21 protein-coding genes are annotated in these 25,567 nt (G+C 36.3%); 9 read left to right on the top strand and 12 right to left on the bottom strand.

Annotated features, from left to right (window positions below; all coding sequences use genetic code 11):
• Positions 1-208: 208 nt before the first annotated feature.
• Together J2Y60_RS07245 and J2Y60_RS07240 are read right to left on the bottom strand one after the other, a co-directional pair.
• Complete coding sequence (locus J2Y60_RS07245; protein ID WP_309915465.1) at positions 209-412, bottom strand: cysteine-rich CWC family protein; 204 nt, start codon at positions 410-412, stop codon at positions 209-211.
• Between the two features lie 57 nt (positions 413-469).
• Positions 470-2,305, bottom strand: a complete 1,836-nt coding sequence (locus J2Y60_RS07240; protein WP_309915462.1) for an ABC transporter transmembrane domain-containing protein — start codon at positions 2,303-2,305, stop codon at positions 470-472.
• 525 nt (positions 2,306-2,830) lie between these two features.
• Here J2Y60_RS07240 and J2Y60_RS07235 point away from each other — a divergent pair.
• Genes J2Y60_RS07235 through J2Y60_RS07225 form a run of 3 tightly spaced genes read left to right on the top strand, consistent with a single transcriptional unit; the run spans position 2,831 to position 5,713 of the window.
• Complete coding sequence (locus tag J2Y60_RS07235; protein WP_309915459.1) at positions 2,831-4,015, top strand: glycosyltransferase family 87 protein; 1,185 nt, start codon at positions 2,831-2,833, stop codon at positions 4,013-4,015.
• A complete protein-coding gene (locus J2Y60_RS07230; protein WP_309915456.1) occupies positions 3,997-4,956 on the top strand; it encodes a glycosyltransferase family 2 protein in 960 nt (319 codons plus the stop codon). Before J2Y60_RS07235 ends, J2Y60_RS07230 begins: the two co-directional genes overlap by 19 nt.
• Positions 4,931-5,713 carry a polysaccharide deacetylase family protein gene (locus J2Y60_RS07225; protein ID WP_309915453.1) on the top strand — a complete coding sequence of 261 codons (783 nt, stop codon included), beginning with the start codon at positions 4,931-4,933 and terminating at the stop codon, positions 5,711-5,713. The genes J2Y60_RS07230 and J2Y60_RS07225 overlap by 26 nt, the downstream gene beginning before the upstream one ends.
• Here the strand turns inward: J2Y60_RS07225 and J2Y60_RS07220 are convergent.
• From J2Y60_RS07220 to J2Y60_RS07205, 4 genes are all read right to left on the bottom strand, one after another.
• Positions 5,685-6,428, bottom strand: coding sequence for a glycosyltransferase family 2 protein (locus tag J2Y60_RS07220; RefSeq protein WP_309915450.1), 744 nt, complete (start codon positions 6,426-6,428; stop codon positions 5,685-5,687). The two genes, J2Y60_RS07225 and J2Y60_RS07220, sit on opposite strands and share 29 nt — an antisense overlap.
• A 16-nt stretch (positions 6,429-6,444) precedes the next feature.
• Positions 6,445-6,933: an NADH-quinone oxidoreductase subunit C gene (locus tag J2Y60_RS07215; protein ID WP_309915447.1), complete on the bottom strand. Its 489-nt coding sequence runs from the start codon at positions 6,931-6,933 to the stop codon at positions 6,445-6,447.
• A 5-nt stretch (positions 6,934-6,938) separates the two neighbouring features.
• A complete protein-coding gene (nuoB, locus tag J2Y60_RS07210; protein WP_309915445.1) occupies positions 6,939-7,493 on the bottom strand; it encodes an NADH-quinone oxidoreductase subunit NuoB in 555 nt (184 codons plus the stop codon).
• Positions 7,494-7,580: 87 nt separating this feature from the next.
• Entirely contained in the window at positions 7,581-9,875 is a 2,295-nt protein-coding gene (locus J2Y60_RS07205; RefSeq protein ID WP_309915439.1) for a gliding motility-associated C-terminal domain-containing protein, read from the bottom strand.
• 383 nt (positions 9,876-10,258) lie between these two features.
• On the opposite strand from J2Y60_RS07205, the gene recG reads away from it, so the two are divergent.
• The gene (gene recG, locus J2Y60_RS07200; RefSeq protein ID WP_309915432.1) at positions 10,259-12,355 is read left to right on the top strand and encodes an ATP-dependent DNA helicase RecG; all 2,097 of its coding nucleotides are present in this window, start codon (positions 10,259-10,261) and stop codon (positions 12,353-12,355) included.
• Between the two features lie 70 nt (positions 12,356-12,425).
• Here the strand turns inward: recG and J2Y60_RS07195 are convergent, their stop codons facing one another.
• Positions 12,426-14,318, bottom strand: coding sequence for an amidophosphoribosyltransferase (locus J2Y60_RS07195; protein ID WP_309915429.1), 1,893 nt, complete (start codon positions 14,316-14,318; stop codon positions 12,426-12,428).
• Positions 14,319-15,199: 881 nt separating this feature from the next.
• Complete coding sequence (locus J2Y60_RS07190; protein ID WP_309915427.1) at positions 15,200-16,843, bottom strand: carboxylesterase family protein; 1,644 nt, start codon at positions 16,841-16,843, stop codon at positions 15,200-15,202.
• Positions 16,844-16,946: 103 nt separating this feature from the next.
• On the opposite strand from J2Y60_RS07190, the gene J2Y60_RS07185 reads away from it, so the two are divergent.
• Positions 16,947-17,681, top strand: a complete 735-nt coding sequence (locus tag J2Y60_RS07185; protein ID WP_309915424.1) for an NrtR DNA-binding winged helix domain-containing protein — start codon at positions 16,947-16,949, stop codon at positions 17,679-17,681.
• A 52-nt stretch (positions 17,682-17,733) separates the two neighbouring features.
• Here J2Y60_RS07185 and J2Y60_RS07180 read toward each other — a convergent pair whose 3' ends face one another.
• On the bottom strand, positions 17,734-20,112 hold the full coding sequence (locus J2Y60_RS07180) for a prolyl oligopeptidase family serine peptidase (RefSeq protein WP_309915420.1): 2,379 nt from the start codon (positions 20,110-20,112) through the stop codon (positions 17,734-17,736).
• 749 nt (positions 20,113-20,861) lie between these two features.
• Here J2Y60_RS07180 and J2Y60_RS07175 point away from each other — a divergent pair.
• Positions 20,862-21,401 carry a hypothetical protein gene (locus tag J2Y60_RS07175; protein WP_309915417.1) on the top strand — a complete coding sequence of 180 codons (540 nt, stop codon included), beginning with the start codon at positions 20,862-20,864 and terminating at the stop codon, positions 21,399-21,401.
• 52 nt (positions 21,402-21,453) lie between these two features.
• Here the strand turns inward: J2Y60_RS07175 and J2Y60_RS07170 are convergent, their stop codons facing one another.
• Positions 21,454-21,696, bottom strand: a complete 243-nt coding sequence (locus J2Y60_RS07170) for a MoaD/ThiS family protein (RefSeq protein ID WP_309915414.1) — start codon at positions 21,694-21,696, stop codon at positions 21,454-21,456.
• Positions 21,697-21,835: 139 nt separating this feature from the next.
• On the opposite strand from J2Y60_RS07170, the gene moaA reads away from it, so the two are divergent.
• The 3 genes from moaA (at position 21,836) to J2Y60_RS07155 (ending at position 24,383) form a co-directional block, all read left to right on the top strand.
• A complete protein-coding gene (gene moaA / locus J2Y60_RS07165; RefSeq protein WP_309915948.1) occupies positions 21,836-22,819 on the top strand; it encodes a GTP 3',8-cyclase MoaA in 984 nt (327 codons plus the stop codon).
• Positions 22,820-22,925: 106 nt separating this feature from the next.
• Positions 22,926-23,915 (top strand): bifunctional ADP-heptose synthase, encoded by a 990-nt coding sequence (locus J2Y60_RS07160; protein WP_309915411.1) that lies wholly within the window; start codon positions 22,926-22,928, stop codon positions 23,913-23,915.
• A gap of 12 nt (positions 23,916-23,927) precedes the next feature.
• Positions 23,928-24,383 (top strand): GNAT family N-acetyltransferase, encoded by a 456-nt coding sequence (locus tag J2Y60_RS07155; RefSeq protein WP_309915408.1) that lies wholly within the window; start codon positions 23,928-23,930, stop codon positions 24,381-24,383.
• A gap of 168 nt (positions 24,384-24,551) precedes the next feature.
• Here the strand turns inward: J2Y60_RS07155 and J2Y60_RS07150 are convergent, their stop codons facing one another.
• Together J2Y60_RS07150 and J2Y60_RS07145 are read right to left on the bottom strand one after the other, a co-directional pair.
• Positions 24,552-24,812 carry a hypothetical protein gene (locus J2Y60_RS07150; RefSeq protein ID WP_309915406.1) on the bottom strand — a complete coding sequence of 87 codons (261 nt, stop codon included), beginning with the start codon at positions 24,810-24,812 and terminating at the stop codon, positions 24,552-24,554.
• A 191-nt stretch (positions 24,813-25,003) separates the two neighbouring features.
• On the bottom strand, positions 25,004-25,387 hold the full coding sequence (locus tag J2Y60_RS07145; RefSeq protein ID WP_309915403.1) for a RidA family protein: 384 nt from the start codon (positions 25,385-25,387) through the stop codon (positions 25,004-25,006).
• Between the last annotated feature and the right edge of the window lie 180 nt (positions 25,388-25,567).

Below are 25,567 nucleotides of genomic sequence, written 5' to 3'. Positions count from 1 at the left end.
AATTTGTGTAAAGGAATTTGGGGAGGGGGACTTTTGGAAGGAGGACTTGAGGATTATTAGACTTGAGGACTTTAAGATACTAGACGGAAGATTCAAGACATAAGACGCTAGACTGGAAAAACAAGATGCAAGACATAAGATTTTTTGTGTTCTTGCCTAATATCACCCAAAAGCCGAAAACTGAAATCTGACTTCCGAAAGCCTATGACTACGACACTTCTGCTTTTAGCTCTTCTAAACATTCATTACATAAGCACGCTCCATCAAACTCCCACTGACTAATGTCGGAAATGTGTTCTATTTGTGTTTTGCTCAGATTGATTTTCATACAGTCGCACTGCAAGATATTATTTACCTTACAGATAAAAACTTTCCCACATCTCGGGCAACCTTCTTGAGCGTGCTTTTCCATGATAAATTATTTAAGAACCTTAACCTCACTGGTTTATGAATTATAGCTAATAGCTATCTACGTTTCCTGCATACTGTTTAACTTCTTATAAAATCCATTTTCGTTTTCTAAAAGTTCACTATGGGTTCCTCTTTCTACAATCTTTCCATGATTAATGACCAAAATTTCATCTGCGTGTTGAATCGTGCTAAGTCTGTGAGCAATTACTAGCGTAGTACGATTTTTCATCAAATGCGTTAAAGCTTCTTGCACCAATTTCTCCGATTCGGTATCGAGGGCAGAAGTAGCCTCATCCAAAATCAAAATAGGTGGGTTTTTCAACACTGCTCTGGCAATACTCAATCGCTGACGTTGTCCGCCCGAAAGTCTTCCACCACGGTCGCCAATAAAGGTTTCGTAGCCATCAGCCAACTGTGTGATGTACTGATGAGCATTGGCAATTTTAGCGGCTTCCTCTATCTGTGCCTGACTAGCCACAGAACCAAAAGTAATATTATTGGCTACGCTATCATTGAACAAAATAGATTCTTGCGTAACAATACCGATTTGTTTACTTAAAGACGCTAATCGAATATGTTTTAGGTCTATGCCATCCATCAAAATTTGTCCTTCCGTAGGGTCATAAAACCTTGGTACTAGGTCGGCTAGGGTTGATTTCCCTCCGCCTGACGTACCGACCAAGGCAACTGTTTTCCCTTTCTGAATTTTGAATGAAATATTATCTAATACTTTTCTCCCCGTTTGGTATTCAAAGCTTACATTTTTGAATTCAATTTCTTCTTTAAACTCAGGTATATCAACAGCATCTTTCGCATCTTGAATCGCAGGTACGGTATCAATCAATTTCAGAATTCGTTCTGCCGAAGCTATTCCCCTTTGTATGCCACTAAAAGCATCTGCTATTACCTTAGCAGGTCGCATTACTTGTGAAAACAGAATGATAAAAGAAATAAACGTTGAGGCACTTAAGCTTTCGTCATTATTAATCACGAGCGTACCTCCATATAATAAAATCCCAGCAATAACGGTTACTCCCAAAGCCTCAGAAACAGGAGATGTCATTTCCTGACGATATACCATGCGTAATACTGCTGCTTTATAGCCATAGTTTTCTACTTTGAAACGTTCGGCTACTACCTTTTCAGCATTAAATCCTTTTACGATTCTCATTCCTCCAAATACTTCGTCGAGTGTACCAATCATAGCACTCTGGCGTTCTTGTACATCACGAGCAGCACGTCGTAATCTTCTACTGATAGTCGCAATTACCCCCCCTGAGATAGGCAAAATCAACAAGGAGAACAATGTCAATTTTACCGACATATTAAACAAGAAAACAAAGTACATAATGAGTGTAAAAATCTCTTTGAAACTTGCCGTAAAAGCTCTACCAACAGAGTTTTCAACTTCTTGAACATCCGTTGTGAGATGAGCCATTAAATTCCCTTTGCGTTCATTGTTAAAAAAACCGAAATGTAGGTTAAGGGTTTTCTCAAAAATGGCTTGACGCAAAGATGCAATGGTCTGAGCCTCTACTGTTTTGAGGATTCTTTGAGATAAATATCGAAAGATATTTGAACACACCACCGATACTATGATGGCGATACAAGCAAACTTCAAAGCTCCCATTCTACCGTATAAATCAATGATTTGGTAGAAGTAATAATTAAAGATTTCTTTGAAGTAATCTGATTCAAGCGAGAACTCAGGCTTTTTACTAAACTTCTCTAAATCAACCGTTTGCACTTTATCAAACAATACATCAAGCAAAGGAATTAGTAACGTGAAGTTTAAAATGCCGAACAAGCTCGCCAGTAATGAAAATAAAAAATATGGAAATGCAAAGACCCTTAGAGACTCTGCATATTGAAGAATACGAAAGTAAGTTTTCAATGAAAATTGTTTCAGATTTGAAAGTAAAAGCAAAAATAACTGCTACAAATTTAGTAAAATGTATTGACTATTTCTGCTTTGATAAATATCTGCAATATAGTACTTGAATGATTAGGCAAAAAACACTAAATTGTGAAAGATAAATATTAATTTTGTTTAGAAGCTCCCACTAAGGCTTTGAAACCTCTTTAGGATATATACTAATTGCTTTTATGATTAAATCATTAAAACTACCAAACCCTTTTTCTGTAATTGGAATAAGGATTTCTCAAGTAGAATATGTGCTCAACACTGTCTACTCTTTCTGGCAAAAGGTTTTCTTGCACCGTGTGTATCAGCGCAATTCTTCTCAGAATTTGTCTTATCATTTTTGTTATGTCCAGTCCAACCTTATTGAACCAATTAACGTCAATAATAGCACTTTGCCGTTTCTATCCTAATAAACTTCATGTTTGTTAAAAATAGCACGATTATTGAACATAAGTAAGGTAAAACTAATTGCTCAAAGGAAACAAATACAATAGAATGACATTTTCTGTTCTGAAAGACAAAAGAAAGCTACTTCCAATTTTGTGGTTTTTACTGCCTGTTGTTGCTGGCTTTATGAAATGGCGACTTCATTCAATAAATAATTACAATATTTTTAAAGGTGTATTTACACACCTCATACACTTTAATAATTTATACGAATTATACCCACAGGAATATTTTGATTCTAATCATTATGGACCGTTGTTTAGTTTAATTATTATGCCTTTTACATTCATTCCTGATGTAATCGGCATTCCGATTTGGGTAGCATTCCATGCTTTTGTACTTTACAAAGCGTTTGCTTTATTGCCTATAAAACCAGCCTATCAATGGATTTTATTAGCCATTTGCATCGTCGATTTAAACACTTCATCTCATAATTTACAAGTAAATCCTAGTGTTGTGGCTTTGATAATACTTTCGTGGTATTATGTAAAAAAAGACCAAGTAATATGGGCAACACTTTTTGTAATGATTGGCGTCTTTGTAAAGCTATATGGCATCGTAGGGTTAGCTTTCTGGGTATTTTCAGATAGCAAGCTAAAATACATTGGATATGCTATTATGTGGGCCGTTATCCTTTTTGTTTTACCCATGGCTATCAGTTCGCCTGAATTTGTAGTACAATCATATTACGATTGGTTCAATAGCTTGGTTCATAAAAACATTGAAAATCAAGGCGTTGAAAATGGTGTTGGTACGAGTATGCAAGATGTTTCGCTGATGGGTTTTGTCAGAAGAGTAGGCGGTTTCCCTAACCTCTCTAATCTGTTCTTTCTTGTACCTGGTTTTATTTTACAAGTACTTCCTCTATTAAGATTTAAACAATATAAAAACTTACTCTTTCAATTAAGATACCTTGCTTCCTTATCCATTTTTGTAGTCATTTTTTCATCATCATCCGAATCCCCAACTTTTATTATTGCGGTGGCTGGTGTGGCAATCTGGTTTATTACACAGGCGCATCCTGTGGAACGATGGGTTTGGATGTTACTTTTTACAGTTGTAGCCTTTACTTCGCTTTCAGCAACAGATATTCTACCAGCTTGGTTGCGAATGAAGTTTATTGTTTACTCAATCAAAGCCTTGCCGTGTTGCTTGGTTTGGTTTGCTTGTATTTATCAACTTTTTTTAAGTGAAACCTCAGAAATTAAATCATTATGGATCAGTCAAGAATAAACATTTGTATCCTTTCGGCGGCATACAATGAGGGTGAAAACCTCTTAGTTTTTTACCATGCCGTAAAAAAAGTAATAGATAAATTACCTTATAATTTTGAGTTTTGTTTTGTCAATGATGGTAGTAAAGACGATACGCTTGCTGTCATTAGAACACTAGCCCATAAAGACGAATCTGTAAAATATATTTCTTTTTCAAGAAATTTTGGGCAACAAATAGCCTTAAAGGCGGGTATCGATAGCATCAATGCTGATGCTATTATCATGATGGATAGCGACTTACAGCATCCGCCAGAGATGATTCCAGATTTGATTGATATTTGGCTTTCTAAAAAAGTGAACATGGTCAATACGCTTCGTGAAGAAGACCAAGATTTATCATGGTTCAAAAGACAGTCTAGCAAGAATTTCTATAAAATCCTGAATAAAGTAAGTGACCTAAAACTAGAACCCGGACAAGCTGATTTCCGTTTGATTGACAGACAGGTAACTGAAACCTTGAAAAATACCAAAGAACAAGATGTATTTTTAAGAGGGATGATTCAGTGGATTGGCTTTGACCAAGCAACGATTAAATACAAAGCCAACAAGCGTTTTGCTGGAGAAAGTAAATATACTTTTTCAAAAATGTTGCGCTTGGCATTAGCAGGTATTACATCATTCAGTATTAAGCCTTTATACACTGCCATTTACATAGGTTTCTTCTTTGCTCTTTTATCATTTTTGTACTTACCCTACGTAATGTATAGCTTTGCGGTTGGTAAAGCCGTTGATGGTTGGGCATCGTTATTAATGACGGTTGCATTTTTTGGAGGATTAAATTTAATCGTATTAGGGGTTTTAGGAATTTATATTGGCAAAATTTTAATCCAAAATAAAGAAAGACCTTTGTACATTGTTCAAGAACAAAATATTCATGAAAATAGCCTTGTTGAGTTTTGATGTAGAAGAATTTGATATGCCCTTTGAATATGGCGGTGTTCCGCCTATGGAAGAGCAAATCGCCACTTCTAATCAAGGTTTACAGTCCATTGTTTCAGTATTAGATAAATATCAAGCTACTGCTACCTTTTATTGTACGGGAGTATATGCTTTGGCAAAAACAGCACAGATTAAGGAATTAAGCAAAAAGCATGAGATTGCTTCGCATAATCATTATCATTCTAGCCATAAAAAAGAAGATTTAAGTACGTCAAAAGCTATTCTGGAAAACATTACCCAACAAGCAATTGTTGGGTTTAGAATGCCTAGGATGGCGCCTGTTTCGGATGCTGATTTGCTAGATGCTGGCTATTTATATAATGCCTCTATCAATCCAACATATTTACCGGGGCGATACGATTATCGCCATATCTCTCGTACATTTTTCACTCAGAACAACCTGATTCATTTCCCTGCTTCGGTTTCACCTGCTTGGCGAGTACCTTTGTTTTGGATAGCCTTTCATAATTTCCCTTTGTCTTATTTTTTCTATTTATGCAAAAAAGTAGTAGAAGCTGACGGCTACTTACATTTGTATTTTCATCCTTGGGAATTTACAGACTATACAGCCTTACCCAATGGCGCAAAATATCCTTTCTACTTACATAGAAATAACGGCAAAAAAATGTTGGAGCGATTCGATAAGCTGATGGCTTTTTTACAAAAAGAAGGCTTTGAGTTTAAAACCACTAAAGATTTTTTGCTTCCTTCAGTTTAGCGTATTTAATTACGGGATTCATGGCGGCAAGTAAAGCCCACATAAAACCTGCGTAACCATCTAAACAAGACCCTTTCAGCAGGTAAATCTTTAAGAAAGTAATAGGAAAACGAGTAACGATGGTGGCAACAGAGGCTTTTTTGCCACGTTCTGCCAGCGTTTTTGCTCCTAGTGAAGTATATTTATTGAACTTATTGAAGTAGTCTGTCAAATCACGGTAGCTATCGTGTAGAATATGGTTTTTCAATACCCCTACTTTCCCTTGAATCTCAACGCTTTCGTGTACGTGCTCGGTATTCCAATTGCCAAAGTTGCGGTTGAAAAGTCTGAGCGTAAGCCTTTTATATTCTCCGCTAAAACGCAATAATTTCCCCAGAAAGATTAAAGAGCGAGGAATTTTATAGGCTTGATATGGCATCTCTTCTAGCGAAAGGCTTTGTATTTCTTGTTGTAAAGCAGGACTTAGTTCTTCGTCATCATCCAGTGAAAGTATCCAATCGTTGCTAGCTTGCAGGGTAGCAAAGTTCTTCTGAACACCATAGTTATCAAACTTTCTGTAGATAACTTTTGCATTATATCGCTCGGCTATTTTAAGCGTTTTATCACCACTGCCCGAATCGACTATCACGATTTCATCTGCCCAAACTACTGTTGCCAATACTTTAGCCAATGTTTTTTCAGAATTAAAAGTAATCAGTACAACACTTATTTTCATTGGATAGGAGGAGGAATCAATATTTTACTTGGATACCATGATAGTATTCTTGGGCCTGATAATCTTTTCGAAGTGGATGTCCATCCCAATCTTCGGGTAATAAAATTCTTCTTAAATCTGGATGACCTGTGAATTCAATTCCCATTAAATCAAAGGTTTCTCTTTCGTGCCAATCCGCTGTTTTCCAAATATTACTAACAGTAGGCACTTTGGGCAAAGCTTCTCCTTTTTCATTTCTTGGGAAAACTACCTTTAACATCAATTTATGTTCGTAAGGGATTGAATAGAGGTTATAGATTACCTCCATCGTTGCCTTTTCAACACCATTATCCAAACCCGTCAGGCAAGATAGCATATCAAAGTAGCAATCTTGATGTTCAAGCATTAATTGACATACTTCTGCAATGTTTTCTGTAGGTACAGTAATACATTGGTGGTCGGCTTGAAGAATGATGGCTTCTCCAAATTTCTCTATCAGAATATCTTTAAAGTTTTCTATGTTCATCTTGCTTAGGCATTAATGGCAAATGCTGGTTTTTGATTTCTGGCTTCTTCCTCTTCCATGTCTAATAATGCCTTCGGAGCTACTAAACTTTCACTTCTGATTTTTTCTTGCAGTTTCAAAAAACCACCAATCAAAGCCTCGGGGCGAGGCGGACAGCCTGGCACATATACATCTACTGGGATGATTCTATCTACCCCTTTCACTACATGATAGCCGTGTTCCCAATAGGGTCCTCCGCAATTTGAACAGCTTCCCATCGAAATTACATAACGAGGTTCAGGCATTTGTTCATATAAACGACGGATACGGTCGGCCATTTTGAAAGTAACTGTTCCTGCTACAATCATTACATCCGACTGCCGAGGGGAAGGTCTCGGAAAAACACCAAAGCGGTCTAAATCATAGCCAGAGGCCATCGTCTGCATCATTTCAATAGCACAGCAAGCCAAACCAAAGCCCATAGGCCAAAGCGAGCTTAAGCGTGCCCAGTTGATAAGGTCATCTACTTTGGTAATGACAACGCCACCTTCATTGAACTGTTGATCTAGTAATCCTTGCATAATGATTTAGATTTGTAGGGCTAAAAATGTTGTCCCCGACTGCAAATTTAATCTCATTCCTGCATTTTACTGCTCTCACCCTTAAAATTATCTGACAATGGTTAAATATCCTGTGATGGGGCGGATGTCTGCATCGGCTTTTATCACGTAATAATAAGTGGCTGCTGGTAAGCTAATATTATCTATTCGCCCATTAAATGGATTAGAGCGATAACTCAGCGTACTAAAAATTTCGTTGCCCCAGCGGTTATAAATTTTCACTTCAGCATTTGGATATTCTTCGATACCTTCTAGTTCCCAAACATCATTTACATTGTCTTGATTGGGTGTAAAGCCTGTCGGCACAATAATCTTGGCTTTCACTTTTACCACAATATTATCGCTATTAGTACAACTACTTGTAGATGATTTTACTTTTAAAACGTATTCGGTAGTGATACTTGGTGAAGCAATAGGACTAGCGATACTCGGATTGTTCAAACCATTGGTTGGAGACCATTCGTAAATCAAATTATTATCAAAACCTCCGCTCGTGATACTTTTTAAGGTAATAGTATCGCCCTTGAAAATAATTTGGTCGTTACCTAATAGCACTTTCGGAATTAAATCAACAAAGGTTATTCTATTGAGTTTAGATACACAGCCAAAACCATTGGTGTATTGATAGGTAATTGGAGAATACCCATAAATTAATGGTTCAAAGGTAGTACCATTTACACCTCTGCCTATAAATTTAGCTTTAGTGGCATCATAAGGACTGACGTAGTTCAATAAGTTAACTTTTAGGTTTGTAGTACCACAAAAAGGATAAATTGTATCAAATCTGATGGGGGTTAATGGGTTTACTGTAAGTTTTAGCGTATCAGACATCTTTTTACATCCGTTGTCGTCTGTCACTAATACTTTATAAATCCCAGATTTTAATACATTTAAGGTATTATCTGCTGATTTTTTGATTGAGACATCATCTTTAAACCAATCGTATTTCAGGTTGTATCCTAAATTGGCTACAAGCGGAATAGTATCTGTATCACAAATCACTTTTTTATTAATCGTATTTGTTATCAAAGCATCTGGCAGCGCATAGATTGTTACTTTCGATGAAGGTTCATATTCGCAAACACCTCCTATTTGTTTCATCCGACCTAAGTATTCTCCAGATAAATTAGCCTCTAATATGTGGCTATTATTATTGGGAATGTCAAAGCCATTACGAGTCCACAGATAACTATAATCACTCGGCGAAAACGCACTTCCATTTTGTTTTTGAATACTTAATTTAATTGGAATTTCATCAAGGCAAGCCTTTTTTTCATCGGGATTAATCACAAATTGTTCCCCAGCAACTTTACTAACAATTGTTTCATCAGAAGTTGTCGATTCGCTACAACCAGTATTATAGCCAATTATTACAGTATATTTCCCTGGTTCATTAATTCTGATTTTATAACGATTTTCATTAACAAGATTAACATCGTTTTTTTGCCATTGATAACTATATTTCGTATTGATTTCTGTAGCTAATTCTACAAATCCATAATCACAAAAATCGATAGTAGCTGTATGTGTTTTAATAGGTGATAAGTCTTTAAAAATGTCTGGTTTGGCGGGTGCATCAAAACAATCTATTACTTTCAGTTGGAAATCTCTTCTGGAAACACCAATTACTACTCCATTCCGAATTTCCTCTACCATCACCGAATATACAAAAAGTCCAAGTTCGGTAGCGGTTAGTGTCATTATTCCTTGGTTGTCAATTTTCATACCGGGACTTTCGGCTGGGATAGCGCTAATGGCACTATAACCACTGTTCCAATTAATCAATGGAATGGATGAAGACCCGATAGGATTATTTATATTATTCCCCCCTACGCTATACCCTCTATAAGGAGTTACGAAAGAGTAGCGTAATTGATCTCCATCAGCATCTGTAGCAGAATTATCAAACCTAAATGGCTTACCTTTACAAATATATTCACCATTAGGCGTCGTGAATTCTGGAGAAGAATTTACAAAATCAACACCATTTATCTTTAATGCTGGAAATTCCAGATAGAATAACATTCCTGTATTTGATGAATTGCTAATATTGTTGGCTGAATTTCTACAGCATCTGTCATAGGTCAGATAATAGCCTTGTGCATCATTATACTCATCTGGATTTAAGTCTATGTTTTCAGAAAAAGTGATGTCTGTAATATTCAATCCCTGATTAGTAGCACAAGCCGCATTACTATAAACAAAAGGACGACCTGCTAAATCAGCAGTGAATAACGTAAGTGTCCTCATTAAAAAATTATCTCTTTTACGAAAAATACCTACTTTTATCCCATTGTCTTGTGCAGTAGCTGTTCTAACAGCATTGTCGAAATAGAGATGCATAGTCAAAGTAAATGAACCATGGGTATTCCCTCGGACAAGACTAAAATTACCCCCAAGAATGTGATTGGCTCGGAGCTGGAAGCTACTTAAAAAGCAGAGAACGCAAAAAAATGCAACGTAAATTTTCTTCATAGTTTTTGGATTCGAGAGAGTCTTTTTATTAAAAAAGCGTAGAGGGGAAGTATTAATTAGTATATTTTCTTTAGAGATTCAGAGGGCTTAAAGGTAATATTTTAATATAAAAATCAGTATTTTCACATAATTGTTTATCATCTATCTAAAATATTGTATTTCTTTTGAACAACCAAAGGCAAATATGTTCATGCAGCAATTCAATATAAGACTACTAACTTACTAATAACGTTGCGATTAAGAGCAAAATTATGCAAAACAATTTTTTCGATACCCGCATAGAAATCCTCAAGGGTGTAGGTGCTGCAAGAGCACTACTCCTCAATACTGAATTGCAAATTTTCACCTATGCCGACTTAATTCAATACTATCCTTTCAGGTATGAAGACCGCACTAAATTCCATACAATAGCCGACTTATATGAGGGAATGGAAGTAGCGCAAATAAAAGGAAGGCTACATTTTGTGGAGAAAATGGGCGAAGGTCATAAGGCTCGTCTTACTGCCCAATTCTCTGATGGAACGGGTACGATGGAATTAACGTGGTTTCAGGGAGTAAGTTTTTTAGAGAAAAAGTTAAGACCAAGTTCAGAATATGTTATTTATGGCAAACCTGCTTTCTTTCAAGGTCGCCCACAAATGCAACATCCCGAAATGGAATTGCTTAACCCAGCCAATGAAAAAGGAGGATATTTTCAGCCAGTATATGGTTTAACCGAAAAACTAAAAAAACGCTATATAGATTCTAAAGTAATTGCGACGATGCAACGCAATTTATTAGACATCTCCTATTCACAAATCCGAGAAACACTACCTGAAAATATCAGACAGAAGTTCCGTTTGATAGAAAAGAAAGACGCTGTTTATAATATTCATTTGCCCATGTCAGAAGCTTGGTTACATCAAGCTAGACGCAGGTTGAAGTTTGAAGAACTTTTCTATAATCAGCTCAGACTTATCAAACAAAAGCTCAATAGAAGGACTGACTATAAAGGACAAGTTTTTAAGAGTACTACTTTAGTAACAGAATTTTATAAAAATCATCTTCCTTTTGATTTAACCAATGCCCAGAAACGGGTAATCAAAGAGATTTTTGAAGATATGAAATCGGGCAAACAAATGAATAGGCTTTTGCAAGGTGATGTAGGTTCAGGCAAAACCATTGTTGCTTTCATTTGTATGCTTTTGGCCATAAGTAATGGCTGTCAGGCATGTATTATTGCCCCTACCGAAATTTTAGCAGACCAACATTATCAAGGCTTAAAAGATTTTGCAGATTCATTAGGCATTAAAATTGATAAACTGACGGGGTCTGTTCGTAAAAAAGCTCGCGCTAGTATTCATGAAGGGCTTTTGGATGGTTCATTAAGTATCTTAGTGGGAACACATGCCATTTTGGAAGATATTGTACAGTTTCAAAACTTAGGTTTTGTAGTTATTGATGAACAACATCGTTTTGGTGTAGCACAAAGAGCCAAACTGTGGGAGAAAAACTCAGTTATTCATCCTCATATTCTGGTAATGACGGCTACTCCTATTCCTCGAACCTTGGCCATGACGCTGTATGGAGATTTAGATGTTTCTATCATTGATGAATTACCTAAAGGTCGAAAGCCTATCAAAACTGTTCATCGTTACGATTCGCACCGCTTAAATGTGTTTGGTTTTATGCGTGATGAAATCAAAAAAGGGCGACAAGTATATGTGGTGTATCCATTGATTGAGGAGTCTGAAAAATTAGATTACAAATACTTGGCTGATGGTTACGAAAGCATAGTAAGGGCCTTTCCTGAATACCATATTAGCATAGTTCATGGAAAAATGAAGCCAGCAGACAAAGATTTTGAGATGCAACGCTTTATCAAAAAAGAAACGCAAATTATGGTAGCAACCACCGTGATTGAAGTTGGCGTAAATGTGCCGAATGCTTCTATTATGGTCATTGAAAGTGCCGAACGTTTTGGGCTATCACAGCTACACCAATTGCGTGGACGTGTAGGACGTGGGGCAGAACAAAGTTATTGCATCTTGATGACAGATGTAAAGCTTTCCAAAGATACCCGTATCCGTTTAGAAACCATGGTACGAACAACGGATGGTTTTGAAATTGCGGATGTAGATTTACAATTACGTGGGCCAGGGGATTTATCAGGGACGCAACAAAGCGGCGTAATAGATTTACTCATTGCAGACCTAGCCAAAGATGGCGAAATATTAAGGGTAGCCAGAGAATGTGCTACAGCCATCTTAGAAGAAGACCATGACTTAGACCTACCCCAAAATGCGATGGTTAAAGAACAAATAGAACAGCAAAAAGCAAATGCTAGCAACTGGGCTAGGATTAGTTAATGATAAACAAAAACGACTTGCCAAATCATCTTCGGCAAGTCGTTTTTATTTATTCTATATCGCTGCTCTACTAGTAAGCTCTCATCTCAACACCCTTCATAAAGTTTACAAAAGCAGTATTTACTACTTTGTTCCCTCCTGGTGTTGGATAATTACCTGTAAAATACCAGTCTCCTGTATCATTCGGACAAGCCTTGTTTAAACTATCAACTGTTTGATAAACAATTGCTAATTCAGCTTTCAAGTCTTTTGGTTTTACTAACTCAGCAATTTTATCTGAAATCTCTTCTGTTGTAAACGGTTCATAAATAGCTTTTACAAAGTTCTCTTTATGAGCAGTTCCTAATTCTATTGCTGTTAAACAACGTCCTAGTGTATCTTCTAGCACATCATCCATATTTCTTTCAATCAGTAACTGATAAGCCGCACGGAAAGCTACAAATTCTTTCATACGCGACATATCTATACCATAGCAATCAGGATAACGAATTTGTGGTGCCGAAGAAACAATAACGATTTTCTTAGGGCCTAATTTATCCAATAACCTCACGATAGAACGCTCTAAGGTAGTTCCACGAACAATAGAGTCATCAATCAACACTACATTATCAACGCCTTTCTTGATTACCTCAAAAGTAGTATCATATACATGAGCTACCATGTCATTACGGTCGGCATCGTTGGTAATGAATGTTCTTAGCTTAACATCTTTAGAAATCAATTTTTCAACCCTTGGACGGAAAGTGAGCAAATCTTCAAGGTCTTTTTCAAACAATACACCTTCCATGATAGCCTTTTTACGTTCCTTAGCAAGATAATCTTCCAAACCTTCAATCATTCCCAAAAAGGCTGTTTCGGCAGTGTTAGGAATGTACGAGAATACCGTATTCTTCAGGTCGAAGCTCACCTCTTGGAGTACCTGAGGAATCACTAAACGTCCTAATTGCTTACGTTCTGCATAAATATCTGGATCTGAAGCTCTTGAGAAATAGATGCGCTCGAAACTACAAGATTTTCTTTCGATGGGCTCGATGAATTGTTTTTCAGAATAATCTCCTTTTTTATCGATGATTAAAGCGTGTCCTGGTTGCACCTCTTTAATATCTTCATAATTACAGTTGAAGCTTGTTTTAATGGCTTGCTTTTCAGAAGCTACTACCACTACTTCGTCGTCGGCATAATAAAATGCTGGTCTGATTCCTGCGGGGTCACGGGCTACAAAAGCTGCTCCGTATCCAGTCATTCCACACATGGCGTATCCGCCATCAAAATCACGACAAGAACGTTGTAGAACCCTTTGTAAATCTATATTATCCTGAATAACATCCGATAATTCTGGATTATGATATTCACTTTTAAAATATTCGAATTGGCGTTGGTTTTCTTCGTCCAAAAAATGTCCGATTTTCTCCATTACCGTTACTGTATCTACTTTTTCTTTCGGGTGCTGTCCTAACGAAACCAGTTTATCGAATAACTCTTCAACATTTGTCATGTTAAAGTTTCCAGCCATTACTAAGTTTCTGCTTCGCCAGTTACTTTGTCTCAGCATCGGATGACAGTTCTCTATTTCATTCTGTCCGTGTGTTCCATAACGAAGGTGTCCTAAAAATACTTCGCCAGAAAAAGCCACATTTTCTTGAATCCAATGAGCATCTTTAGCTTTGTCTTTGTTGTCCTTCAGAGCCTTTCGGAATTTCTTGTAAATCTTTCCAAAAATATCAGGTACAGCATTTTGTTCTACAGAACGGTAGCGACTGATATAACGGTGACCCGGAGGAACATCAATCTTGATGTTAGCAACTCCTGCACCGTCTTGTCCACGGTTTACTTGTTTTTCCATCATCAAATACAATTTATTCAAACCGTACAATGGCGTGTTGTATTTGTTGATATAATACTGATAGTCTTTCCGAAGACGGATTAGCGCTATCCCGCACTCGTGTTTAATTGCGTCAGACATGACTTTAATTATATTTTTTTTGAATTATTAGAACTTATTTTTTGGAAAATAAAGTTCCCTAAACCAATGTATTAAATGTCAAATGGTTTTGGTAAGAATTCGCAATAAATCTCAGATTAAAAAAAAATTAAAGATGGGTTATTTTTCTGTAAGCAAAATTACAGATATAACTTTGAAAAAAGCAAATTTTAAGGACTCATTAACACTATTTTTTACAATCATTTTCAAAATTGTAACTATTCTTAGATTTAGTTAAAATATTAGTGTTTATCTGTTAAGACTATAGGACTGGAGGATTTAGGACTAAAGGATGCTATACTTAAAGACGCTAGACTTAAAGATACTAGAATTTAGGACTTGAAGATTTAGAACTAAAGGACGCTAGACTTAAAGACACTAGAATTTAGGACTTGAAGATTTAGGACTAAAGGATGCTAGACTTAAAGACGCTAGACTTTAGGACTTGAAGATTTAGAACTAAAGGACGCTAGACTTAAAGACACTAGAATTTAGGACTTGAAGATTTAGAACTAAAGGACGCTAGACTTAAAGACACTAGAATTTAGGACTTGAAGATTTAGAACTAAAGGATGCTAGACTTAAAGACGCTAGACTTAAAGATACTAGAATTTAGGACTTGAAGATTTAGGACTAAAGGACGCTAGACTTAAAGACGCTAGACTTAAAGACACTAGAATTCAGGACTTGAAGATTTAGGACTAAAGGACGCTAGACTTAAAGATACTAGAATTTAGGACACTAGACTCTAGACTTTAAACTTTAGACTATTATTAAAAAAGACTGTCTTAATAGTAATACTTCCAAATTTCATTTAGATGGATAATATTGCTTATTAAGACAGTCGCTTAAATTTTTACTATTTATTTCTTCTGATACTCTTTGTCTAAAAATAAATAACGATTATCATTTGGCGTTTTGATGGCCTTTGATTGTACTTTAATAATCATTACATCTGGATTGGCTTCGTCTTTAGCCACTGGCCAGTTTTCTAAGCCTGTTCCGTTCGGGTTACCCGTTTTGATAAAGTTAGCAAAGTAATTTTGCATCGTTTGTGATACTTTATAATCGTCTTCGTTCCAATCGTACGTAGTATTGCCTGCTAAGTTGCCCATCGCGTACTCAATCTCTGCTGAGTGAACAGCGCCTTTTGGCTTTGCTGGTTTCGGAGCATTTTTATCTCTTTTTACTACTCCCCCTGCCAAGGCAGCCTCAAGGTCTTGCGCTTTCATGTCGGGTCTAGGGTGTGCATAAAAATAACGATACACTGGCTGTGTGCTATTTTTACGGTGTTCGTCAAACCATTTCCAAGTAGAATAAGCAATAAAGCGGTCGCCAGCCAATGCCGTTGCCGACTGTTCTGTTTCTTCGGCTGTACCTACAGGGTATAATTTCAACACTTCTTGTGCTTTGTCTCCGTACAATTCTTTTACAGTATTGGTATACACTTCCGCTGTAGCTTCCTTTCCTTTGGTTAAAGCCTTATAATTCATTTCTTCTGAATTCCACCCTAATAATAATGGCACATTGGCATGTTCTTTACTCGCATAAATCTCTGGTAATGTTTTTGGCAAGAAATATCCATCAATTGTTGATTTGAAATTCCACACACCAAATTCCATCATTTTCTGATAAATTTCATAAGTAGTCATCGCACGCAATTCTTTCAATGTACTCACTCCTGCTTTTTGAGCAAAGGCAACGCCTGTTTTTTCTCCATCTTGTAAAGTAACAGCTGCTAATGTTGGAAAAACCAATCCACCACTTTCGCCAATAGCACCCGCAATTAAGTTTTTAGATAATGGCGATACCACTTGCGCACTTACTGAAACAGAACCTGCAGACTCGCCCGCTATCGTAATTTTGTTAGGGTCACCACCAAAATTAGCAATATTAGCTTTTACCCATTTCAATGCTGCGTTTTGATCTAAGTAACCATAATTACCAGAAGCTTTATGAGGAGATTCTTTCGTAAGCTCAGGATGTGAGAAGAAACTAAAAATGCCTAATCTATAATTCAAAGTAACTGTAACGATTCCTTTTTTCGACATACTTTCGCCGTCATATCTTGGTTCAGAGCCATCGCCTGCGATAAAACCTCCGCCATAGAAATATACTAACACTGGCAATTTTTCTTGACTGCTTACTTTAGGTGTCCACACGTTTAAGTATAAACAATCTTCACTCATGCCATTACTTCTAAAACCCATATCTCCAAAAATAGCTGGTTGTACCGCTTTAGGGCCAAACTGTTTGGTTTCTAAAACGCCTGTCCAGTTTTTTACAGGTTGCGGTTCCTTCCACCTTAAATCACCAACAGGAGGCTGAGCAAATGGAATACCCTTGAAACTATGGGTATTGGTACGAACATCAAATTCACCTTCCACAATGCCATTTACCGTTTTGGCTTGAATTGGCAATACATATCCATTTTTGAGCGATTGAGCAGTAATGTTTAGATTCATTAATACACAGAGTAAGCATAACAGTCTGATGCTAAATTTCATTTTATTTGTTAGTTTTACGAAAGATTGAACTTATTGTCTCATTTTGTGACAATAATAAAATGATTTACAGAAAAATACAATTAAATCTTATTATTTTTTAAAAATGACAAAAAGGGCTATTCATAAAAAGTATGCAAACACCGCAAAAGAATCAGGCTTTTTGCCTCATATTGCCTACGATTCAGTCATTTTTGGGTTTGACGGAGAGACCTTGAAGATTCTTATTTTAGAGTATCACAATACCAAACTCTTTGCATTGCCCGGAGGATTTGTCAAAGTGCATGAAAGCTTAAACGATGCTGTAAGAAGAGGTTTGCACGACAGAACGGGTTTAGAAAATATTTATCTCGAACAGTTTCATACTTTTGGTTCTTTAGAAAGGTTTGTCCCTGCAACCATAGAACAGATAATGTTAAATAATGGACATTTAAACTCGGGCGAAGAACATTGGCTTTTAGAGCGCTTCATTTCGGTGGGATATTATGCCTTAATCAATTTTAATGAAGTAAACCCACAACCAGATACATTATCGGATAGGTGCGAATGGTATCCCGTCAATGAATTGCCTCCTCTGATGCTAGACCACCATGAAATGGTACAGAAAGCCTTGCAAACGCTTCGAGACAACATCAATAAAAAATTGGTTGGGGCTAATTTATTACCAGAAAAGTTTACTATGAAACAATATCAACAAGTTTATGAAGCGATTTTAGGAGAAAAGATTCGTAGAACTACTTTCCAACGACAAATACTAGGTTTGGATATTTTAAAAAGGCACGAAAAACAATTTTTAGGCAAGGCTCATAAAGCTCCTTTTCTGTATAGTTTTATTAAATAGCTTTCAAACACAAAGTCCATCGAAAAATTTTTCGATGGACTTTGCATTAATACTAAACAACATTCATCTCTACCATTTTCACTTCCTTCACATAAGTAGTCAGCCAAGTATCCATTTCCCACAGCATGTGTAAGATAGATTCTTTGGCTTGGTATCCGTGGCTTTCATAGGGCAATTGAACATAACGCACCGTAGCCCCTAGTCCTTTCAAGGCATTATAATATCGTTCAGACTGCATCGGGAAAGTTCCCATATTGTTATCTGCTTCGCCATGTATCAATAGCAAAGGCGTTTTCATTTTATCGGCATAATTAAATGGCGACATTTTGTAATAGGTTTCAGGGGTTTGCCAAATCGAACGTTCTTCTCCTTGAAAGCCAAAGGGAGTCAATGTTCTATTATATGCCCCGCTCCTAGCAATTCCAGCTTTGAACAAATCACTATGTGATAATAAATTAGCCACCATGAAAGCTCCATAGGAATGCCCCATCACGCCCACTCTATTTGAATCCACTACACCTAACCTAACCCCTTCGTCAATAGCTGCTTTTGCACCTGCGACTAATTGTTCCAGATAAGTATCATTGGGTTCTACATTTCCTTCACCCACAATCGGAATCGAAGCTCCTTCTAAAATAGCAAAGCCTTGTGTTACCCAAAAGATTGGCGAGCCCCAATAAATAGAGGTAAATTCATAAGGCGAACCTGAAATTTGCCCAGCATTGCTTTTATCCTTAAATTCTAAGGGGTAAGCCTCTAACAAACAAGGCAAGGCTCCTTGTTCTTTTTGATAATCGGCTGGTAAATAAAGATTAGCCGTAAGCTCTACTCCATCAGGTCGCTTGTATTTTAATACTTGTTTGGCTACCCCTTTTAATGCTGGATAAGGATGCGGGAAAAAAGTTAGCTGAGTGATATTTTTATTAAGCAAATCTCTGACAAAATAATTGGGATTATCTTGCTTGGACTCTCTCACAGTCAGCACAATTTGTTTGTCATTATCCAGAATAGCAATGGGTCTTTCATAAAACGGTGCTTCTGAACGCCACAACCGAGTTGTTTCCTTAGTAGTTAGGTTTAAAATATCCACAAAAGGTCTATCTCCCTCCGCAGATGCTCCGTCGCCTGTCATAAATACGGTATTGTCCTTCTGTACATCCATCACCAATTTACTATACTGGTTTTTTTTCGTAGATGGATTACCCGGCTCATTGTATTTATCTTCAGAAGAACGATCGAATAAAATTTGAGCTTCGTGTTGTCCGCTGGGGTCAATAATTTTTGTAATTACTCTTCTGGTTTTATGCCAATATTCTTCCATCAAGGCTAATGTTTCGTTAGCCCAAATAATGCCCGTATAGCGATAATTCGTTTCAGCAATTGTACTGTAGTTTCCCGTAAAGGGTGCTGATAAGGCAAATACTTTGTCCCGAATAGTTACTTCATTTTTAGGGTCGCCACCATCTTGGGCTTCAATCCAATATATGGTAGCTGGTACGTCGGCTCGCCAGTTGAATCCCCGAGGCTCTTTCTGAACGGCATCAAATAAAATCGGAACGTTTTCTATCAGTGGGTTATCTACCAAAGTTTTTACCAATACACCATCTATTCCAAAAATTTCTATTTTTTGAGGAAAACGATTGTAAGGAACAAGATAAGAAAAAGGTCGATGAATAGTTTTCACCAAAATATATTTCCCGTTTGGTGAAGTACTGGCCGTCCGAATAATGTTTGCTTTAATGATTGTTTCGGTTTCTCCTTCAAGGTTTATCTTCACGACCACAGACGTAGCATAAAACTCAAAAAGCTTTTCGTCACTTTCATTTTTAAGTAAATCCTGATAGGTCCTGCTCGGATTGGTCTTCCCTAAATTTTCAACAATGGTAGGCCCTGTAGGTATTGCGTTTTTCTGAGGAGGATTTCCTCGATTTGGGTCAACAGTTTTGGCTATCAAAGATTTGCCATCAGATAGCCAAACGTACGGATGCCCAAAAACAGCATTCATTCCTAAATCAGAGACTTTTCTAGCCGTTGCCGTGGTAATATCGAGCACCCAAAGCTCTATCTTATCAGGTGTTGAATTACAAAAAGCTATCTTAGAATCATCTGGCGACCAGCTTGCATAGCTTAATAATGGTTTTTCAGGCAAACCTTTAATCATTACCTCGTCTGTCCCTAGCACTTTCCTTAATTTGATACTCACAAAATAAGCTGTTCTGCTTGGCCCATTATTGGTCGGATTAATTCTCAGTCCTGCTAATTTAAGTTCGGGTTGAGCTAATTGTTCTATCGATGGCTGAGCCGAACGTTGAAGCAACACCATCCATTCTCCTTTTGAATCAACACTTACACTGGGTGTAACGTTTGCAGTCACTAAATCTGCAATAACTTTTGGTGGCATTTTGTAGCCCTCATTTTCACAAATATCCATATCGTCACAAAGTGTTGAAAAGTGTAAAGTTTATTAAAACAACTCACTTATTAGTTGTTAGGTTAATCTATGAATGTACAAATAAAATTTTATTTTCTTTATCAAAGCTTACAATGCTTTAAAATAGCATCTTCGTCAAAATTCCATGAATAAATAATATTAGTACCTTTTTAGAAAAAAAAGGACATGACCGTATCCATAATACTTTGCAATTATACATCGTATGTTCATATTCGTCATTTATTATACTCTGGAAGAGTATAATAAATATGTAACAATTTTAAAACTTGAATCGACAAATTAACATATGACAATACATAAACATAGGTATTTAGTAAATATTTTGCTTCAGTGATTAACCATTTTATTTTTTGAAAAGTGCATTTTTTGATGATTAATGATTGTTTTTATGTAAAATATTTGTTGAATAAATTATATTTTCCTTATTTTGCATATATCATTTTTCCCATTCGTTACTAGCTATTGCTTAATACTAATTTTGATTTATTCATAGTTAGATATTTTAAGTATCATTTAATACCTTACCCACTTTATTTTAAATACAAAATAAACTTTTGTAAAGTTTATTTACATAAATAAGCATTTTAAGGCTAAACAAATTCGTTTAAAAATTGAATAGCCATTTACCATCTTTCATTCATATTAAGAATGAATGCATTTATGTACCATTGCTATTATTAAACTAAAAAATTGTTTTTAACCTAAAATCGCCATCAATTTTAAAACACATGAAAACAAGTATTATTCCGGCCTCTGTAGTTATGATTGCCCTTATTGTAAGTCAATCTTCTTGTGTTAGTAGTAAAAAGTACAAAGAACTTGACGGATCTAAAAGTAGATTAAATGAAAACTTTAAACGCTCACAAGTTGAAGTAAGAGATTTACGGGCTAGAACATTAACACTTTCTGATGAGTTGCTTGCCCAAGAGAAAAGATATCGCTCTTATTTCGTTGAAATAGGCAATATCAGAAACAATTATAAGCAAGATTCTTTAAAAATGGTAAATATGTTTAAAGACGTAGACTTAAAAGTTGAAGAGTTTAAGGCTTATAAAGCAGAAACTCAGAAAAAAATTGAAGGCTATGAAACTCAAGTAAGTACCCTAAATACCTATATCAAAAAGCAAGATAAAAATATTCAACTATTATCTAGCAAAATAATGAAAGAGCGTAGACTTCACGCTAGTCAGAAACGTGAAATTATTAATCGTTACGAAAGAAGAATCAAAAATTTGAATGCTACTATAAAGTCTTCTAATGGTATTTAAACTAAAACAGCCTTTGGTTTTGCAATTATATTCAAAATCAAAGGCTGTTTTATTACCCTCCGCTTACAGGCGGAATCAATGCTATTTCGTCTCTGAAATTCAAGGCCAAATCCTGCTCTGCATACTCGCTGTTTACGGCAACCAATAGCGATTTTATCGCCCTCAGCTTTGGATAATCGTCTTTTAGCTTTTCCAGCAGTTGTGCTACTTTAACAGACTCCTCCATTTCTATTTCAATCAATGTACTACCAATTATTTCTTTAGTAATACCGAAAAGATTTATACTGTACTTCATATTATTTGCTAAATATTACCTTTTATCCTATAACAATTGAATGTTTTTATATTCGCTAAGGTTATTTACTTAAATTTGTTCAACAAAGAGACGAATTTACGGAATGATCACTCAAAACAAAAAGCAACCCAACCAAACCTTGATTTACGATAATCACGGTAGGCCAATTACGTATTTGCGTTTGGCCGTAACCGACCGTTGTAATTTGCGTTGCTTTTACTGTATGCCTGAAGTAGGTGTGAAGTATCTTCATAAATCAAAATTGATGACTTATGAAGAAATGCATCGAACCGTTTCTGTGTTGTCTGAATTAGGCGTTTCAAAAGTACGCATCACTGGGGGCGAACCTTTTGTTCGCCATAATATGATTGATTTTATGTATATGCTTTCTGAAATTGAAGGCATTAATGAACTTAATATTACTACGAATGGTATTCTTACGGGACAGTACATTCGCCAAATGAAAGAAATAGGCGTTCGTTCTATCAATTTGAGTTTGGATACTTTAGATAAAAAACGGTTTTTTGAAATTGCCCGCAGAGATGAATTCGACAAAGTATATGAAACGCTTTTTCAATTATTAGACGCTGGTTTTGAAGTAAAAGTAAATGCTGTAGTAATGGACGGGCAAAATACTCAAGACATTATTCCACTAACAGCGTTGACGAAAGATAATAACGTTTCCATCCGTTTCATTGAAGAAATGCCTTTTAATGGCGAGGGTGCCCACTATCCAAAACTTCATTGGAATGCTACCCGTATCTTAGAAGAAATCAGAAGCGAATATCCTGATTTACAAAAATTGGTTGATGCTCCCAACTCAACCTCATACAATTATCAAATTCCGAATCATCAAGGTAATATCGGAATTATTGCGGCATTTTCACGTACCTTTTGTGGCACTTGCAACCGCATTCGCCTAACCGCAACGGGCGAGTTGAAAACTTGCCTTTACGATGATGGTGTATTGAATATCAGAGATTTACTAAGAAATGGCATTTCTGATACAGACCTCAAAGATACTTTTATCCATGTTTTTAGCAATCGCCCTAAAGATGGTTTTGAGGCCGAACGCAATCGTAAAAGTATCATTACTGAATCAATGACTACTATTGGTGGATAAACCGAAAAATCCTTTTCCGTTTGATTCTATTAAAAATGCCCTAATTTTGTAGGCAAGAAACTTCTTTTCTTTTACTCGTACAACTAGAATCTATTTCCTTGTTATTATGACAATCTCTGAGATATTCAATCAATTTAATCAATTAAAAGTTCTTATTATCGGCGACGTAATGCTTGATTCTTACACGTGGGGAAAAGTAGAACGTATTTCACCAGAAGCTCCCGTACCAGTAGTAAATGTATTGAATCGTGAGGTCCGCTTAGGTGGAGCTGGCAATGTTGTAATGAATGTACAAAGTCTGGGTGCTGAAGCGATTATTTGCTCGGTAGTTGGCAACGATGCTTATGGCAACGATTTAATCCATCTTTTGAAAGAACAAGGTTTATCAACAGAAGGGATTATTCAATCTGACACCAGAATCACTACTGTAAAAGAGAGAATCATAGCAGGTTCGCAACAAATTGTGCGCATTGATACAGAAACGGATGCTTTGATTAATGACACTGAGAACGAATTACTCACAGAGAAAATAAAAGAATTGGCCAAAGATGCCGACGTAATCATCTTTGAAGATTACGACAAGGGAGTCTTATCCAAAAGGCTCATTGCCGACATCATTGATTTTGCCAATAGTCACAATATTCCTACTGTAGTCGACCCTAAAAAACGCAATTTTCTTCATTATCAACAGGCGACTCTTTTCAAGCCCAATTTAAAAGAATTGCGCGAGGGCTTGGATATCACTTTTGATGTAAAGAAAACCGAAGAGCTAGAAAATGCTGTTAGTAAACTAAAGGATACTTTGCAGTTAAAAGGTGCGTTTATCACGCTTTCCGAAAGAGGTGTTTATATTGACTTTGAAGACGAGAAAAAACATTACCCTGCCTACTTCCGTAAAATTGCCGATGTTTCTGGGGCTGGCGATACCGTTATTTCCATTGCAGCTTGTTGTATAGCGTTGGGGTTAACTCCACAGCTAGTGGCAGGTTTGTCTAATCTAGGCGGTGGGTTAGTGTGCGAATCATTAGGCGTGGTGCCGATTGACAAAGCTTTGTTACAAAAAGAGGCTAGTATAAATTTTGAAAACAAATTTTAGCATTTTCCAATCATGTTTGAAGTACAAAAGAATAACTTTTTGATTTCTACGGATAAATCAAAATTGCAACTCAATGTCATTCATGACTACCTGAGCAACCACTCGTATTGGGCTAAAGGTATTCCTCTCGAAATCGTTCAACGTTCTATCGACCATTCAATGGCTTTTGGCATTTATCATCAAACAGAGAACCAATGGATGCAAGTAGGGTTTTGTAGAGTCACCAGCGATTTGGCAACGTTTGCTTACCTAGCCGACGTTTTTGTATTGGAAGCATACCGTGGCAATGGGCTATCTAAGTTCTTGGTTGAAACTGTGCTGAAACATCCTGATTTACAAGGACTACGCAGATGGATATTGGCTACTTGGGATGCTCACGGCCTTTATGCACAATATGGTTTTGAAGCCCTAGACAAACCAGAAAATTTCATGCAAATAAAAGCCGTAAACCCGTATGGAGTATTTTAGTTGTGAGTTAGTGAGTTGTGAGTCATTTTAATGGCAAATCCTTATAAAATTATTCACTATATCACAACTGCAATAATAGACGACTCAATCACAATTAGAAAAAATAATCACTAATTCACAATTCACTAAATCACAACTAAAATCAATCACTAACTCACAACTAAATATTCAAGGTTTCTCTTCTATCCCCAACATCGTCAAAGATGGATTAATCGTTCTGGGCGTAATTACTATTTTAAAAACCTTATTGTTGGCTATTCTAAACTCTGTGGTGTATTTGCCCTTCTCTTTCAAACTTCTATATACAGCTGTATAATTTATTTTACTTTCCCATCCATTAATCACTAGTGATGTTATCACTTGGTCTAAACATTTACTGAGGTTCGAGAAATAGCTTACAACAGTCTCTTTTTCTCTAATAGCATTCAATGACCCAATCGGGATTACGGCTACTTAATAAATAGTTTGTTGTTTCATAAATTTTAATGAAAAATAATCAGACTATTTTTCAAACGTAAAACTTTTCATAAACGTTCAGCGTTTTACTATCATACGCTTCAATAAAGCAAAAAGCCCCGATTATTTTCGAGGCTTTTTTTATGTCTATTCCACCCAAGTTATTATTGAGCAATAGCCGTAAATTCAATCTCTACTAAGTAATCTGGTGAAACCAATTTGCTGATTTCATATATACCTGTAGTTGGTTTAATGTCTTTGAAATAGGCACCGTGTGCTTTCGCGATATTATCAAACTGAGTAATGTCTGTCGTAAAAATTCTTGTTCTTACTACATCGCTCAAACTCGATCCTGCTTCTTCTAATACCTTTGCAATTCTTTCAATGATATTATTGGTTTGTGCATAAGCGTCGTCAGCCTTTACATTTTCGCCATCAACGATAGCTACCGTTCCTGATACTTCAATAATATTTCCGATTCTTACGGCACGGCAATAGCCCATTTTATCTTCCCAAGGTGAACCTGTAAGGATATTTTGTCTTGACATTTTTTGTATTATTTTTGGTTAAGCTACAAAGATAATTTTAGCACCTCAAAATACTAATGCTTTTGTATTCAATTTTATAAAAGACCATATTTGATTTCATTACAACATTTGTCGTAAAGATTGCCAACTAGTATTTATTTAAAGGATAACTTAGCTAAGAAATCTCCAAATCTCCACACA

Source organism: Arcicella sp. BE140 (assembly GCF_031456255.1).
GTDB lineage: Bacteria > Bacteroidota > Bacteroidia > Cytophagales > Spirosomataceae > Arcicella > Arcicella aquatica.
Note: the sequence above shows the minus strand (reverse complement) of the source record. Positions and strands in the feature narration are given on the sequence as shown.